Raw genomic sequence first — 13287 nt, 5'->3', positions numbered from 1 at the left:
CCGCACGCAGCCGAGTCGCGGCCCTGTGGGAGACTTGTCCGGTGATCGACCTGGCACTTCTTCGTGACGACCCTGACCTCGTGAAGCGCTCGCAGGAGGCGCGCGGGTCGTCGCCCGAGACGGTGGATGCCGCGCTCGCCGCCGACCGTGACCGCCGCGCTGCGATCACGACGTTCGAAGAGCTGCGTGCGGCGCAGAACGCGCACGGCAAGAAGGTCGCCGCTGCACCCAAGGACGAGAAGGCTGCGCTGGTCGCCGAGGCGAAGCAGCTCAGCGCCGACGTCAAGGCGGCCCAGCAGGCCGTCACGGTCGCCGAGGAGGCAGCCGATGCCGCTCTCGCGCTGATCGAGAACATCGTCGTCGACGGGGTTCCCGCCGGGGGTGAGGAGAACTTTGTCACCCTGCGCACGCACGGTGAGACGGCGTCGTTCGACTTCGAGCCGCTCGATCACCTCGCGCTCGGCGAGAAGCTGGGCGCCATCGACATGGAGCGAGGCACGAAGGTGTCGGGCAGCCGCTTCTACTTCCTCAAGGGCATCGGCGCGCGCCTCGAGTACGCGCTCATGTCGCTCGCGTTGCAGCGGGCGGTGGATGCCGGGTTCATCCCGATGATCCCGCCGACCCTGGTGCGCCCAGAGGTCATGCGCGGCACGGGATTCCTCGGCCAGCACGCAGATGAGGTCTACCGCCTCGAGGCCGACGACCTGTACCTCGTCGGCACGAGCGAGGTGCCGCTGGCCGGCTACCACATGGACGAGATCCTCGACCTGACCGCGGGCGCCAAGCGCTACGCGGGATGGTCGACGTGCTACCGCCGTGAGGCGGGTTCGTACGGCAAGGACACCCGCGGCATCATCCGCGTGCACCAGTTCAACAAGCTCGAGATGTTCGTCTACACGACTCCCGAGGATGCCGAGGCCGAGCACCTGCGTCTCGTCGAGATGCAGGAGCGCATGCTGCAGGACCTGGGGCTCAGCTACCGCGTCATCGACGTTGCGGCCGGTGACCTCGGATCGTCGGCGGCCCGCAAGTACGACATCGAGGCGTGGGTGCCGACGCAGGGCGCGTACCGGGAGCTCACGAGCACCTCGAACTGCACGACCTATCAGGCGCGTCGCCTCGACATCCGTCACCGTCCTGACGGCGGCAAGACGACGCCGGTCGCGACGCTCAACGGCACGCTCGCCACCACGCGGTGGATCGTCGCGCTGCTCGAGACGCACCAGCGCGCCGACGGTTCGGTCGTCATTCCCGAGGTGCTGCGCCCGTACCTGGGCGGGATCGAGGTCGCGGAGCCCATCGCGTGACGCGTGATCGGCTGCTGATCGCGCTCGACGTCGACGGCACCGTCCTGCTCGAGGACGAATCGCTCAGTCCGGGCGTCGTCGACGCGGTTGCGACCGCGCGTGAAGCGGGCCACGAGGTCCTGCTCGCGACCGGCAGGTCGTGGGAGGGCACGCACGGCGTCCTGCGTCTGCTGCAGGTGTGGCCCGAGTATGCGGTGTGCTCGAACGGCGCGGTCATCATGAAGCGGGTCGAAGGTGAGGGGCCGGCCGCCTACGTGCGCCACTACGTCGAGACGTTCGATCCGACCCAGGTGCTCGAACTGCTGCGCACGCACCTGCCCGACGCGCACTATCTCGTCGAGCTGGCTGACGGTCGGCGTCTCTACACGGAGCACATGGACGACTGGAACCTCAGCGCCGCAATGCAGGTCAGCTTCGAAGAGCTTTCGGCGCAGCCGGTGTGCCGCGTCGTCGTCGTCTCACCAGACGGTACGAGCGACGAGTTTCTCGAACTGGTCTCGCGCGTGGGGCTCAACGAGGTGTCGTACGCGGTCGGATGGTCGGCATGGCTCGACATCGCCCCGCACGGCGTCGACAAGTCGACGGCGCTCGAACGCGTGCGCGGCTGGCTCGATGTCCCGCCCGCGCACGTCATCGTGATGGGCGACGGGCGCAACGACGTCGGCATGTTCCGCTGGGCACGGACGAACGGTGGTCGCGCGATCGCGATGGCGCAAGGCCCCGACGAGGTGCTGGCCGAGGCATCCGAACACACGACGACCGTCTACGACGGCGGCGTGGCCGAAGTGCTGATGCGGCTGTAAATCTGCGGAAGGTGGTTCTGCGGAGGGTGTGGGATTCGAACCCACGGGACATTGCTGCCCACCGGTTTTCAAGACCGGATCCTTCGGCCGCTCGGACAACCCTCCCGACCGGCGAACCGGTCGCGGTCGAGTCTATCCGAGCGCGCGCAGGTGAATTGGATGGCGCGGCCGGCGCGACACCTCCTACGGCCGGGGATGCGGTGCGGGCCCTCACAACCGGTTTTCAGTGACCGATCCCTAAAATGGTGCAGATTGCGGCACAGTTCTGCGAGCCCCCGATCGCAGACGAATCCCTCGCCGCAGCCGGCCGTGCCGGTCACGAAAGGATGCCCAGTGAGCGACACCCCCGAATCGGCGACCCGGTCGCCGCGTCGTGAGCCGGTGGCGCGCCACGGCATCCACCCGAAGCCCAACCCGTTCACGCAGCTGCTCACGGTGCTCGGCGCCGTGCTGGCCGTCGTCGTGCTGAGCGTCACCGCCGTCGGCGGTTTCTACGTCTGGAACGCGGCGCGAACGCTGGACGACAACGGCGTGGCGATCGGCGACGAAGCGTCGCTGCCCCCGTCGATTGGTGAGATCGAGGGCGGGGTGAACATGCTCATCGTCGGCACCGACTCGTGTGAGGGGCAGGATCTCGAGCTCTTTCCCCGGTGTGCGCACGATGACGGCGGTGAGCGCAACGACGTCACGATGCTCGTGCACATCAGTGACGAGCCGCGACGCGTGACCGTCGTCTCGTTCCCCCGCGACATGATCGTGGCGATCCCCGAGTGCACGGGGGAGGACGGCACCACCTACGGTGCGATGAACGCGCAGATGATCAACACGTCGTACATGTACGGCGGGCTGGCGTGCTCGGTCGCGACCGTCGAAGAGCTCACGGGCGTCGACATCCAGTTCGCGGCCGCCATGCGGTGGACCGGCGTCATCAACATGTCGGATGCCATCGGCGGTGTCGACGTGTGCGTCTCGGGTGACATCAAAGACAGTCACACCGGCCTCGACCTCGAGGCGGGTGAGCACACGCTCGTCGGTGCCGAGGCGCTGCAGTTCCTTCGCATCCGGCACGGCATCGGCGACGGCTCGGACCTCGGCCGCATCTCGAACCAGCAGCAGTTCATGAGTTCGATGGTGCGCAAGCTGCAGTCGGGTGGCGTGCTCGCCGACCCGGCGACGCTGCTGCACTTCGCCAACACGGCGATCAACCAGGTCTCGACGCAGCAGATCGTGCTGTCGAATTCGCTCGCCAACCCGACCCGCATGGTGCAGATCGCGATGGCTGTGAAGGACGTCGAGTACAAGGACATCGTCTTCGTGCAGTACCCGACTGAGTACGCTCCGGGCGGCGCGCGTGTGCTGCCCATCACCTATGCGGCCGACGCCCTGTTCGAGGCGCTCGAGCAGAACGTGCCCCTCAACCTCACGGGTGACGTCAGTAGCGGCTACGGTGTCGAGATCGTCGGTGAGGCCGATGGGGCGGGCGGCGACTCCACCGCAACGCCCACGCCGGATGCCACGGGCACCCCGTCGCCCGATGCCACCGCCGACGCGGACGACGAGTCCGTCGACCTGCCGAGCGAGATCAGCGGCCAGACCGCCGCCGACGTCACCTGCACCGTCGCCGGCTGAGCCCCCGTGGTTGCGTGCCGCCACGCAGTGGCTGTGCCTCCGGTGGTTGAGTGCCGCCACGCAGCGGCTGGGCCCCGGCGGTTGAGTGCCGCCACGTAGTGGCGGTGTATCGAAACCACACCAAACCCGGTTCGGATCCACCCGCGGGAACCGTTATGATTGCCGGGTGTGTTCGCCCGTCTCGACGGTCGGATGCCTGGAGACGTCGCATAGTCAGGCCTAGTGCACCACCCTGCTAAGGTGGAGTCCTCGCAAGGGGACCGAGGGTTCAAATCCCTCCGTCTCCGCCACAGAATCCCTGGTCAAGAGCCATTCTTGCGAGATGCTCGGGTGACGCATCGGTCACTATCGGGTTGCTCCACTCGGTTCTACCGAGCCTCCGGATGTCGGAGGCTGATGCCAAGCTTCGTGTCATCACGACTCCGACGCCACCTCCACGGTGACCATGAACTCGCAGCTCGACGCGTCGAGCACCTCGTCGGTGTACGCGGCGCGCACCACCCCGTCGTCGTGCTCGTCGGATCCGCACAGGGCGCGACCGCTCGGGATGCGATCGATGCCGGTGCGTGACCCGTCTGCGAGCACCAGTTCCAGGTCGACGATCGTTCCGTGCACGGGTGTCACGGCGATGTTCTCAAGGTCGTGGTGCGTCTCCGAGAGTCGGCCGTCGGGTTCGGTGACGCACGTCCACTCCACCCGCTGATAGCGCTCGATCTCGGGGCCGCAGCACTCGTGCTCCCACCCACCGACGATGATCTCGAGACGCATGGGTTCAACCTACGGTGCCTGCGGCCGTCATGGATCTCCTCGCCAGCGCCTGACAGGATTCGACTATGACCCGCGCCCACATCTACAGCGCCGTGCGCACACCGTTCGGTCGTGCCGGCGGCGCTCTCGCCGGCACCCGCCCCGACGACTTGGCCGCACTTGTCATGCGCGCCGTCGTTGAGCCTGCCGAGGCGGATGCGACACGGATCGACGACGTCATCTTCGGTGACGCGAACCAGGCGGGCGAAGACAACCGCAATGTCGCGCGGCTCGGTGCCCTGCTCGCGGGATTTCCGACCTCGGTCACCGGCGTGACCGTCAACCGGTTGTGCGCATCGAGCGTCGAAGCCGTGATCCAGGGCTCACGGGCGATCGAATCCGGCGATGCGTCACTCGTGCTCACGGGTGGTGTCGAGTCAATGAGTCGTGCGCCGTTCGTCGTCGAGAAGTCGTCGAAGCCGTTTGCCGCCGTCGGCAATCAGACCATGTGGAACACCGCGATCGGTTGGCGCATGACCAACCGTGCGCTGCCGACGCACTGGACGATCTCCAACGGTGCCGCCGCCGAACAGACGGCCCGCACCTGGGGGATCAGCCGCGAGGAGCAGGACACGTTCGCTGTGCGCTCGCACCGACTCGCAGCAGCCGCATGGGATGCCGGGATCTACGACGTCGAGACCGTCGCGGTGCCCGGGGTGGAGCTCGCGCGCGACGAGGGCATCCGTGACGACACCAGTGCCGAGAAGCTCGCGGGGCTGAAGCCGCTGTTCGCCACCGACGGCACGGGAACCGTGACCGCCGGCAACTCCTCGCCCATCAACGACGGCGCCTCCGCCGTGCTGCTCGGCGCGGAAGGGGCACTCGCTTGTGACCCGCTCGCCGTGATCACCGGCCGCGGTGCACACGGTGTCGACCCGGATGCGTTTCCGACCGCGCCGATCGAGGCAGCCAACAAGGCGCTTGCGCGGGCCGGGCGCACGTGGGCCGACGTCGACGTCGTCGAACTCAACGAGGCCTTCGCCTCACAGTCCCTCGCGTGCATCGCAGGCTGGCCCGATCTCGACCCCGAGAAGGTCAACATCCACGGCGGCGCGCTCGCGATCGGCCACCCGCTCGGCGCGTCCGGCGGTCGCATCGTCGGGCACGCCGCGCACGAGCTCGCCCGCCGCGGCGGCGGGGTCGCGGTGGCCGCGATCTGCATCGGCGTCGGGCAGGGCCTCGCGGTCGTGCTCGAACGCTGAGCGCATTGACACCCGTCGGGGTTGCGCTCTATGGTGATGCCAGAACGTTTTGCCAATACGTTTTGGCAGTGATCGAACCAACATCGAACACCCACCAGAGAACGCCCTGCAGAAACGGGAGAAGAAGTAATGGAGCTTCGCAAGAATCACACGGCGCGAGGTCGCGCGGCCAGACTCGCCGGCGCCATCGCTGTCGTCGGCGCCGCCTCGCTCGCACTCAGTGCGTGCGGCGCGGGGGCGAGCACGCCCACGCAGTCCGGTAGCGACGAGCTGACCGTCGTCGTCGAAGGCGGCGGCCTGGCCGAGCTGCAGCCGATCGCCGACCTGTACAAGGAGGAGACGGGCACCACCGTCACCCTCGTCGAATTGCCGTACGCGGGCCTCTACGACCGTATCTCGGCCGAGCTGCAAGCCGGAACGCCGTCGTTCGACGTCGCAGCGCTCGACGCGATCTGGCTGCCGGCGTTCGCGCCCGGTCTCGCGCCGCTCGACGACCTCTACACGGATGATGTCGAGAGCGACCTGTTCGGTGGGCTGCTGGCCGAGGCGCAGGTCGACGACGCCTACGTGGGCGTGCCGGTCTGGACCAACTCCGAGATCCTCTTCTACCGCACCGACCTGTTCGAAGACGCACAGAACAAGACCGACTTCGAGGCCGAGTACGGGTACGAACTCCTGCCCCCGGCCACGTGGGAGCAGTACCGCGACGCGGCAGAGTTCTTCACCCGCGACACCGACGGCGACGGCGAGGTCGACCTGTACGGCACCGACGTGAAGGGCGCCGTCGAGACCGAGTGGCTCGCGACGGTGTCGCAGGCCGGTGCCGCGAACATGGTGCTGGACGCAGCGTCGGGCGAGGTGACGATCGACGATGCCGAGCATCAGGCTGCGCTCGACTACTACATCAGCCTGCTGCCGTATGCCCCCACCGGCGCCGCGCAGCTCGACTGGGCCGGCGCGCAGAACCTCTTCTACCAGGGCAACCTCGCCATGATGCGGTTCTGGGGCCACGCGTACCGGCAGACGCCCGACGACTCGCCGGTCAGGGACAGCATCGGGGTCGCACCGATGATCGGCGGTCCGGGCGGCGTTGCCGGTGTGCCGGGCGCCTGGTACCTGTCGGTGCCGGCCAGCGGTGCGAATCAGGATGCCGCGAAGGACTTCATCGCCTTCGCCTTTGAGCACAACGAAATGTCGGCTGACACCTCGCTCGGCCTCGTGGCCCGCACGAGCGCGTTCGAGAGCAAGGCGGCGGTCGAGGGGTTCGAGCACTACCCCGCGCTGATGCAGACGCTCGAAGCGTCGCAGAGCCTTCCGCGCCCGGCATCCGAGCACTGGCAGGAGATCGTCGACTCGGTGCTCGTGCCGCTGCTGCAACAGGCCGTCGAGCCGGATGCCGATACGGCGGCACTGCTCAGCGACGCCAAGACCCAGATCGAATCGATCATCCAGTAGTCGCCGTCCACCGGCGCGGAGGAACTCCCGTGACAACCACCCATCCCCCCGTCCGCGGTGGGGCGACCTCGGTCGCCCCACCGGCGGGCACCGGCGGCACGATCCCGCCGAGCCGGCGCAGACCGACGCGACGGCTGAGCGACCGGGGCTTCGCCGCGCTGCTCATGCTGCCGGCGGCGCTGTTCCTGGCGGTGTTCGTCCTGTGGCCGCTCGTGCGCTTCGTCGGTGACAGCTTCTTCGAGATCTCGCCGTTCGCCGGGGCGCCGCGCGAGTTCGTCGGCTTCGACAACTACGTCGCCGCGTTCGCGTCCGAGGCGTTCCAGAACGCATCCGTCCGCACCGTCGTCTACACCGTCATCGTCGTCGCCGCAGAGTTCGCGCTCGGCCTCGCCGTCGCGCTGCTGTTCAGCGCGCTCGGCAAGCGATCGACGATCTTCCGCACGCTGTTCATGTACCCGCTCATGATCGCGCCCGTGGTCGCCGGACTGCTCTGGCGCTTCCTCCTCATCGACAACTTCGGCATCGTCAACGAACTGCTCTTCGACGCGGGCCTCATCGCGAGCCGCGACCAGATCGCGTGGCTCAGCAACCCCGACATCGCACTGTTCTCGGTCGCGATCCCCGACATCTGGCTGACGACGTCGTTCATCACGCTCGTCCTGTTCGCAGGGCTGCAGAACATCCCCGGCGAGGTCATCGAAGCCGCCCGCATCGACGGTGCACGCTACCCGCGGCTCCTCGTGTCGGTCATCATCCCGCTGCTGCGCCCCGTCATCGCGGTCGCGCTCATCGTCCGCGGCATCGACGCGGCGCGCGCGTTCGACATCATCCTCATCCAGACCGACGGCGGCCCACAGGGGAGCACCACCACCCTGAGCCTCCTCATCTACCGGACCATGACCCGCTTCGGCGACCCGGGCCTCGCCAGCGCCCGGCGGCAACCCCGAGAACTCCTACCGCAACGGTCGGACCGGCATCCATGTCGCGAGCGCCAACGATTCGTTCCGCGTGACCGAGATGGGGTTCGTCTACCTCGAGCATGCGGTGGTCATCCACAATGCCGATGCCCTCTCGATCCACGACAACTTCATCGCCGAATGCGGCAACTGCATCGAGCTGCGCGGGTGGGGGCAGGCATCCAAGATCACCGACAACCTGATCGGCGCGGGCTTTCGCGGCGACTCGATCTACGCCGAGCATCACGGCGGACTGCTCATCACCGCCAACAACGTGTTTCCGCGTGGCGCGAGCAGTGTGCGGCTGCGCGGCGTGACCCGGTCGAGCGTCACCGGCAACCGGCTCCACTCGTTCTACCCCGGCATGGTGGTCCTCGAGCACAGCTCGGAGAACCTCATCGCGTCGAACCACTTCCTCCGCGACGAAGAACCGTGGACGCCCTTCCTCGGCGTCGACAACGGACACGACGACGAATACGGTCTGCTCCGCATCGACGGCAGCGGCAACACCGTCGTCGGCAACCACTTCTCCGAACTCGTCGACGCGAGCAGTGTCCGCCCCGCCGGAGCGACGCCGGTGATCATGCGTCTGGTCGCGGGGCGAGGCAACGCCGTCACGACCAACCATGTGGTGGCGATGGACGTCGCGTCGGCCGCGAGCGATTCGTGCTTCGAAGCGCAGGTCGACGCGTTGCTCTCCGATGCTCCCGCGCCCGACCTGCGCGTCACGACGGTGCGCGTCGACGCTGCGTCCAGTGGCAACACGATTCTCGATTCCGGTCGCGAACGCGACGTCGAACTGGATGCCGCGGCCAACGCGTTCCGGCCGACCCCCGACGTGCCCGGGGCGTGAATCGCGGCGAACGGCCCGCGGATGGTACGAAAGAGAGGCAGTGCGATGGTGAGGGAGCAGCGCGTGATACGCAGGCAGGTCGGCATCCGCGACGTCGCAGCGGCCGCCGGTGTCTCGGTCACGACCGTTTCGCACGTCCTCAACGAGACGCCGCACACCCGCACGAGCGACGACACGAAAGAACGCGTCAAGCAGGCCGCCGAGCAGCTCGGCTACAAGGCGAACCGGCTCGCACGCGGGCTGCGCATCAACGCGTCAGGCATGGTCGGCCTGATCACCGAAGAGATCGCGATCACCCCGTACGCGGGTCGGATCATCCAGGGTGCACAGGAAGAGGCGGCCAAGCGCGGGTTCACGCTCGCGATCCTCAACTCCGAGCTCAACCCGGATCCTGAGATCGACCCGAAGCTGTCGCAGGCGCTCGTCGATCGCCAGACAGATGGACTGATCTACGCGACCGTCTACCACGACGAGGTCGTCGTGCCCGCGCAGATGCACGCCGCCCCGGCGGTGCTCATCGGGGCGAGAGACCGCGACGGAGATGTGCCCTCGGTCATGCCCGACGAGCGTGCCGGTGCGGCTGCGGTCATCGACATGCTCGTCGAAGCCGGGCACACACGGATCGCGTTCGCCGCCAGCAGCATCGACGTGCCGGCGACCCGCGGCCGGCTCGTCGGCGTTCGTGAAGCACTCGCGGATGCCGGGCTGCTCGATGAGGCGCTCATCGTCGAACGAGAGGCCGAGGCGGCCGGGGGATACGCAGCCGCGCGGGCGCTGCTCGATCGGCCCGCCGAGGATCGTTCGACAGCCCTCTTCTGCTACAACGACCGCATGGCGATGGGCGTGTACCGGGCCGCAGCCGAGCTCGGGCTGTCGATTCCCGGCGACCTGTCGGTCGTCGGGTTCGACGACCAGGCGCCGATCCCGCACAGCCTGTACCCCGAGCTGACGACCGTCGCGCTGCCGCACTACGAGATGGGCGCGTGGGCCGTCAACACGCTGTCTGCGCTCATCGACGGCAAGGACGAGTACCGGCTGCTCGGCGCCCACGCGACGCTGCTGCCCTGCCCGATCGTCGAGCGCGGCTCGGTCGCGCGCCTGGGGGTCTGAGCGTTCCAGGCGCCTGAGCGCGCCGCGATGCGCCCTCTAATCGTGCAGCAACCGCAGTGCCCGCACGGCCTGATCGTGCCAGCGGCGGGCGGCGTCGAGCACGCCCGTGAAGTACCAGGCGTCGTGGGTGACGCCGCGGTACTCGACGACCGTGGCATCCACTCCGGCTCGGCGCAGTGCCGCGCCGTAGGCGGCGCCGTTGCGTCGCAGCGGGTCGTACTCGGCGGTGAGGATGACCGCCGGCGGCAGGTCTGCGTGCGAGGCGGCGCGCAGCGGTGACGCGAACGGCTGGGTGGGGGACTGGTCGCCGAGGTAGGTGCGGCGCACCGAGCGCAGCTCTCGTAGCGCGATGATCGCGGGGATGCCCATGGCCCACGTGGGGCGCAGGTCGACATGCCAGGGTGTGAGGTCGACGACGGGCACCTCGAGCAGCTGCAGGCGGAGTGGGTGCCCGGTGCGGTCGCGGTTCATGAGGGTGACGGCGGCGGCGATCGCACCGCCAGCCGACGTGCCCTGCACGCCGATGCGGCTCGCGTCGACGCCGAGGGATGCGGCATTCGCGACGAGCCACTCCAGGGCCGCATGCCCCTGTTCGACCTGCGTCGGGTAGCGGTGCTCGGGGGCGAGCGCGTAGCGGACGGCGACGACGATGACCCCGGCATCCACCGCGCGGCGTCGGTATGCGGCATCGGTCGTCGGATAGTCGACGCCGCCGATGCGGAACGCGCCGCCGAAGAACGCGAGCACCGCCGGGGCGGGGCCCTCTTCGACGGGATGCGGCCGGTAGATGCGCACGCCGACGTCGGGGAACCCGTCGACCGCGACGGTGTGCTCTTCGGTGGTCACCTCGGGGCCGGGCGTCCCGACCGTCGCGAGCTCGGTGCGATCCCACGCGAGCGCCGCGCGGCGGTGGCGTTCGCGGGGTGTGAGCGGCTTGCGGGTCTTCGCCGTCGGCTTGACCCCGGTACTGGCGACGGGTGGCGGCGGTGCGCTGCCCGTCCAACGGCGCAGCGGCAGCAGCATCCGCTGCCACGCCTGCCCGATGAGGTAATGCCGGTGCACGCGCAAGCGCTCGGCGAAGTACGGGTCGAGGGGCATGGCGGCTGGCTCCTTGCAGGGTCGATTCAGGCTACCCGCCGTCTCTCCGATGGCGTCTTGTATCGATCTGCGACACCTGCGCGTCATCGCCGACCGGGTCGACCTGTACCGTCCGGTGCAGGACTCAGGCGGGTAGGAAGTTCTCGCGCGCGAGCGGCGCGACCTCGAGCGTCTCGGCGTCTGCGCGGGTGACCCACCGCAACTCCTCGATCTCGGCCTGCGCGACGGGCACCTGTGAACCGATCTCGACCGCGAACACGTCGGCCACGACAAGGTGGCCGGGCTCGTTCGCGGCGGCGTTCGTGAACGAGCCGAGCGGGCGCAACTGCGCCGGATCGACGTGCAGGCCGAGCTCCTCCGCGAGCTCCCGGATGAGCGTCTCACCCGGCGACTCGCCGGGCTCGGGCTTGCCGCCCGGCTGCATGAACGCCGTCGTGCCGCCCTTGCGCACGAGCAGCAGGCGCCCGGCCGCATCGACGATGACAGCGGCCGAGACGTGGATGCGGCGCTGCCCATCGCCCTGAGAGGAGGTCACCCCGGCACGCTAACAGGCATCGCTCACCACCGCCGACGTAGAATCGCGTGTGCCCCCCGAGACCTCCGTTCCCTCCGACCTGCCCGCAAGCGGCATCGATCCCGCGGATCTGGAGACCACCCTGCGGGTGCTGGCGACGCTCCACGACGTCGATCAGACCCACCCCGACTTCGTCAGCGTGCGCCGCGCGACGGCCGCGATGTTCAAGGCGACCAAGCGTGTGCGCCGCCGCGAGATCCGCGAGGCGATCGCCGCAGCCGACCGTGCCGTCGTCGCCGCGACCGCCACCGGCGCCCCCGACCGCATCGACGACGAGACCCGCGGCATCCCCATCAGCACCTCGACGACGACGCCGACGGCGGGCACGCTCATCAAGGCCCGCCCCTGCTACATCTGCAAGCAGCCGTACACGCTCGTCGACGCGTTCTACCACCAGCTGTGCCCCGAGTGCGCCGCGATGAGCCACGCCAAGCGCGACGCCCGCACCGACCTCACCGGCAAACGGGCGCTGCTGACCGGTGGTCGCGCGAAGATCGGTATGTACATCGCGCTGCGGCTGCTGCGCGACGGTGCGCACACGACGATCACGACGCGCTTCCCGCGCGACGCCGTGCGCCGATTCTCGAGCCTGCCCGACTCGGCCGACTGGATCGACCGGCTCAAGATCGTCGGCATCGACCTGCGCGACCCGGCGCAGGTGATCGGACTGGCCGACGAGGTCGCCGCCGCCGGCCCCCTCGACATCCTCATCAACAACGCGACGCAGACCGTGCGGCGCTCGCCGGGGGCGTACCAGCCGCTCGTGGATGCCGAACTCGCCCCGCTCCCGCAGGGGGCCGTGCCCGAGCTGGTCACGTTCGGGCACACCAACGACCAGCATCCGCAGGCCCTCGAGCGGTCGGTGACCGCGCACCCGATTCTCGCCGCTGCCGCCTCGCGCGCGGACGAGCTCACCGAGCAGGCGATGGCCGCAGGGTCCAGTTCGCTCGAACGCCTGCACGCCGGCACCGCGATCGACGCGGGCGGGCTCATCCCCGACCTCGACCACACGAACTCGTGGGTGCAGCGCGTCGACGAGGTCGACCCGCTCGAGATGCTCGAAGTGCAGCTCGCGAACACGACCGCACCGTTCCTGCTCATCTCGCGCCTGCGCGCCTCGATGGCAGCGAGCCCCGCCCGACGCACCTACATCGTCAACGTCAGCGCGATGGAGGGCGTCTTCAACCGCGGCTACAAGGGCCCCGGACACCCGCACACGAACATGGCCAAAGCCGCCGTCAACATGCTCACCCGCACGAGCGCGCGCGAGATGTTCGAGACCGACGGCATTCTCATGACGAGCGTCGACACCGGCTGGATCACCGACGAGCGCCCGCACCCCACGAAGGTGCGCCTCGCCGAAGAGGGCTTCCACGCACCGCTCGACCTCGTCGACGGTGCCGCCCGCGTCTACGACCCGATCGTGCGCGGCGAAGCGGGGGAGGACCTGTTCGGCGTCTTCCTCAAGGACTACGCACCCGGAAAGTGGTGAC

General features: G+C 68.8%; 10 protein-coding genes, 2 tRNA genes and 2 pseudogenes. 10 read left to right on the top strand and 4 right to left on the bottom strand.

Annotated elements, in window-relative coordinates; translation table 11 throughout:
* The first annotated feature begins 41 nt into the window (after nucleotides 1-41).
* Nucleotides 42-1307, top strand: coding sequence for a serine--tRNA ligase (serS, locus tag AC3ENX_RS05955; protein ID WP_434810937.1), 1266 nt, complete (start codon nucleotides 42-44; stop codon nucleotides 1305-1307).
* Nucleotides 1304-2110, top strand: coding sequence for an HAD family hydrolase (locus AC3ENX_RS05950; protein WP_434810936.1), 807 nt, complete (start codon nucleotides 1304-1306; stop codon nucleotides 2108-2110). The genes serS and AC3ENX_RS05950 overlap by 4 nt, the downstream gene beginning before the upstream one ends.
* Before the next feature lie 20 nt (nucleotides 2111-2130).
* Here the strand turns inward: AC3ENX_RS05950 and AC3ENX_RS05945 are convergent.
* Nucleotides 2131-2215: transfer RNA gene (locus tag AC3ENX_RS05945), tRNA-Ser, on the bottom strand.
* A 228-nt stretch (nucleotides 2216-2443) separates the two neighbouring features.
* Between AC3ENX_RS05945 and AC3ENX_RS05940 the strand changes: the two genes are divergently transcribed.
* Together AC3ENX_RS05940 and AC3ENX_RS05935 are read left to right on the top strand one after the other, a co-directional pair.
* Nucleotides 2444-3739 (top strand): LCP family protein, encoded by a 1296-nt coding sequence (locus AC3ENX_RS05940; protein WP_434810935.1) that lies wholly within the window; start codon nucleotides 2444-2446, stop codon nucleotides 3737-3739.
* Nucleotides 3740-3937: 198 nt separating this feature from the next.
* Nucleotides 3938-4029: transfer RNA gene (locus AC3ENX_RS05935), tRNA-Ser, on the top strand.
* A 124-nt stretch (nucleotides 4030-4153) separates the two neighbouring features.
* Here the strand turns inward: AC3ENX_RS05935 and AC3ENX_RS05930 are convergent.
* Nucleotides 4154-4507, bottom strand: a complete 354-nt coding sequence (locus AC3ENX_RS05930; protein ID WP_434810934.1) for a hypothetical protein — start codon at nucleotides 4505-4507, stop codon at nucleotides 4154-4156.
* A gap of 65 nt (nucleotides 4508-4572) precedes the next feature.
* Between AC3ENX_RS05930 and AC3ENX_RS05925 the strand changes: the two genes are divergently transcribed.
* The 5 genes and pseudogenes from AC3ENX_RS05925 (at nucleotide 4573) to AC3ENX_RS05905 (ending at nucleotide 10122) form a co-directional block, all read left to right on the top strand.
* Complete coding sequence (locus AC3ENX_RS05925) at nucleotides 4573-5748, top strand: thiolase family protein (RefSeq protein WP_434810933.1); 1176 nt, start codon at nucleotides 4573-4575, stop codon at nucleotides 5746-5748.
* Nucleotides 5749-5877: 129 nt separating this feature from the next.
* Complete coding sequence (locus AC3ENX_RS05920; protein WP_434810932.1) at nucleotides 5878-7203, top strand: ABC transporter substrate-binding protein; 1326 nt, start codon at nucleotides 5878-5880, stop codon at nucleotides 7201-7203.
* A 164-nt stretch (nucleotides 7204-7367) separates the two neighbouring features.
* Nucleotides 7368-8135 (top strand): annotated as a pseudogene (locus AC3ENX_RS05915) (carbohydrate ABC transporter permease); the annotation flags it as partial.
* Between the two features lie 4 nt (nucleotides 8136-8139).
* Nucleotides 8140-9012 (top strand): annotated as a pseudogene (locus tag AC3ENX_RS05910) (NosD domain-containing protein); the annotation flags it as partial.
* Between the two features lie 63 nt (nucleotides 9013-9075).
* Nucleotides 9076-10122 carry a LacI family DNA-binding transcriptional regulator gene (locus AC3ENX_RS05905; protein WP_434810931.1) on the top strand — a complete coding sequence of 349 codons (1047 nt, stop codon included), beginning with the start codon at nucleotides 9076-9078 and terminating at the stop codon, nucleotides 10120-10122.
* Between the two features lie 36 nt (nucleotides 10123-10158).
* On the opposite strand, the gene AC3ENX_RS05900 is transcribed toward AC3ENX_RS05905, so the two are convergent.
* Nucleotides 10159-11220, bottom strand: coding sequence for an alpha/beta hydrolase (locus tag AC3ENX_RS05900; protein WP_434810930.1), 1062 nt, complete (start codon nucleotides 11218-11220; stop codon nucleotides 10159-10161).
* 124 nt (nucleotides 11221-11344) lie between these two features.
* Entirely contained in the window at nucleotides 11345-11755 is a 411-nt protein-coding gene (locus AC3ENX_RS05895) for an NUDIX hydrolase (protein WP_434810929.1), read from the bottom strand.
* Between the two features lie 49 nt (nucleotides 11756-11804).
* Between AC3ENX_RS05895 and AC3ENX_RS05890 the strand changes: the two genes are divergently transcribed.
* Nucleotides 11805-13286 (top strand): SDR family NAD(P)-dependent oxidoreductase, encoded by a 1482-nt coding sequence (locus AC3ENX_RS05890; protein WP_434810928.1) that lies wholly within the window; start codon nucleotides 11805-11807, stop codon nucleotides 13284-13286.
* Nucleotide 13287: the final 1 nt, after the last annotated feature.

Source organism: Microbacterium sp. bgisy189 (assembly GCF_057707225.1).
This window is presented reverse-complemented; position numbering and strand designations above follow the sequence as displayed.